The organism is Actinotalea sp. (assembly GCF_035443605.1).
GTDB lineage: Bacteria > Actinomycetota > Actinomycetes > Actinomycetales > Cellulomonadaceae > Actinotalea.
This window is the reverse complement of the sequence record NZ_DAORSQ010000194.1, coordinates 1-2,402: the sequence shown is the minus strand read 5'-3', so window position 1 is coordinate 2,402 and position 2,402 is coordinate 1. Positions and strand designations below refer to the sequence as shown.

Below are 2,402 nucleotides of genomic sequence, written 5' to 3'. Positions count from 1 at the left end.
ACTCGCCACCGACGGTGTCGAGGTAGAGCAGGTCGGCTGCCGACTGCGGAACGAGACCGACGAGCGCGCGGCGCTCCCCGGCATCCAGGGTTCGCGGGTCGACCATCGCGGCCCGCACGGTGCCGGAGGTCAGCTCGCCGCTGCCCTGCATCGCCCAGAGCAGCGACGACTTGCCGCACCCGTTGCGCCCCATGAGCGCGGTGACCTCGCCGGCGCGCAGCTCGAGGGAGACCTTCGCGACGGCCAGCACGTCGCCCGGATGCCGGACGACGACGTCCCGCGCCGTGAGCACCGTGTCCCCCGGGTGACCTATTGGTCGGTCTGGGGACGGGGTGGCGGGTGGGGTGCTGTCCTTCGAGTGACCTATTGGTCGGTCTGGGGACGGCTGGGAAGGGGGCACCAGGGTGGCGTTCAGGCGGGCGCGCAGGTCGACGGCGGCGCGGCGGGCGTCCCGAACCGACAGCGGCAACGGCGACCACCCGGCATACCGGCCGAGCTCGACGACGGGGGAGGCGATGTCGCTCGACACCATGACCTGTGCGGGCGTGCCCGACGACACCGTCCCGTCCGGCGACACGTGCACGACGGTGTCGGCGTAGTGCAGCACCCGCTCGACCCGGTGCTCGGCGACGACGACGGTGACGGCGAGGTCGTGCACGAGACGGGTGATCGTCGCGAGGACCTCCTCGGCGCCGGTGGGGTCCAGGGCCGACGTCGGCTCGTCGAGCACGATGACCCGCGGGTGAGCCGTGAGCACCGACCCGATCGCCACCCGCTGCTGCTGACCCCCGGACAGCTCGCGCAGGGCCACATCGCGCAGCTCCGCGATGCCGAGCAGGTCGAGCGTCTCCTCGACGCGCTTGCGCATCGTCGACGGCGACAGCCCGAGCTGCTCCATGCCGTAGGCGAGCTCCTCCTCGACGGTGTCCGTGACGAACCCGGCGAGCGGGTCCTGACCGACGACGCCCACGAGGTCGGCGAGGTCGCGGGGGCGGTGCTCACGGGTGTCGCGGCCGTGCAGCCGCACGTGCCCTGCGAGGGTGCCGCCGGTGAAGTGCGGCACCCGCCCGCAGATCGCGCCGAGCAGGGTCGACTTGCCCGACCCGGTGCGTCCGACGACGAGCGCGAGCTCACCCTCCTCGATGGTGAGGTCGACGTCGCGCAGCACCGGCCGGTCAGCCCCCGGCAGGGTCACCGACACCCGCGACAGCGAGATCGCGTGCTCATCCACGGGTGCCCACCACCTCTGCGGCCCCACGCCGCGGCGCGCGCGACGACGGACGCGGGGGCTCGGGGGTCAGGTACGCCGGGAGGGCACCGACGAGCAGCCCCACCACCGCCGGGATCGGCAGCGGCGGCACGCCCAGCGGCGTCAGCGGCATCGAGAGACCGTCCGGCGCAACCCGCGACAGCACGACGAACACGGCCGCTGCGACCACCCCACACGTGATGACCAGCCACTCCGCCCCGAGCCACGGGTCGGGACGGTAGGTGCTGCGGGGCACGTGCCGGCCGCCGAGCCACAGGCCGAGCGCCGAGAGCCCGAGGCCGGCGAGCAGGGTCGGCGTGCCCATCACCGCAGGGGTCGTCGCGTCGAGCACCCCGTAGATGCCGACGGCGCTCGCGAGCAGGCCGCCGAGGGTGAGTGCGCCCGTCAGCAGCCGTTGGCCCCGCGGCGCCGCCCCGGCCCGCCCGTATCCCCGCGAGTCCATCGCGGCGGCCAGCAGGAGCGAGCGCTCGAGGGTGTCCTCGAGCACCGGCAGGGCGATCGCCGGCACCGACCGGATGCCGCGGCGGGTGTCCCCGCGCAGCTGGCGGGCGCGGCGCACCCGTTGCACGCTCTCGGCGAGCTGGGGGGCCACGGACACGGACACGACCACGGCAGAACCGATCTCGTGCAGCGCTGCCGGCATCGCGCGCAGGAGGCGCTTGGGGTTGGCCAGCGCGTTGGCCGCCCCGATGCACGCGATCATGACGGCCAGCCGCAGGCCTTGCAGGGCCGCAGCGAGCAGCCCCTCGAGATAGACGGTGCCGCCGAGCTGGATGCCGGCCGCCCACGACGGGAGCGTCACCTCGGGAAGGGTGAACAGCACGATCTCGCCGAACTTCAGCCCGACGAGCACGTGCAGCACGATGCGGATGACGATGATCGCCAGGCCCAGCCACAGGTAGAGCCGAAAGGCCCGAGCCCAGGGCGAGGACCCCCGGCGGGCCGCGACGACCAGGGCGACGACCGCCAGGGCCAGCAGGAGCAGGAGGGGGTTGGTCGTCATGCTCACGGCGACGGCCATCCCGAGAGCCCACCCCCACCACGCGGCCGGGTGGACCGCGCGGGGGAGGGTGGGGCTCATCGGACCATCATCGCGTCAGACGCGCCGTCTCCACGCGGCCCAGCCGGCGCC

General features: G+C 74.1%; 2 protein-coding genes. Both read right to left on the bottom strand.

From position 1 onward, the window contains the following. A partial coding sequence (locus PKY62_RS13055; protein WP_324537652.1) for an ATP-binding cassette domain-containing protein occupies positions 1-1,231 on the bottom strand: 1,231 nt, incomplete at its 3' end. Continuing rightward, complete coding sequence (locus tag PKY62_RS13050) at positions 1,224-2,351, bottom strand: energy-coupling factor transporter transmembrane component T (protein ID WP_324537650.1); 1,128 nt, start codon at positions 2,349-2,351, stop codon at positions 1,224-1,226. The genes PKY62_RS13055 and PKY62_RS13050, both read right to left, overlap by 8 nt. Positions 2,352-2,402 lie beyond the last annotated feature (51 nt).

Excerpts from the sequence above, each read along its gene's own strand:
- PKY62_RS13050 (WP_324537650.1), bottom strand. The coding sequence starts at position 2,351 with ATGAGCCCCACCCTCCCCCGCGCGGTCCACCCGGCCGCGTGGTGGGGG.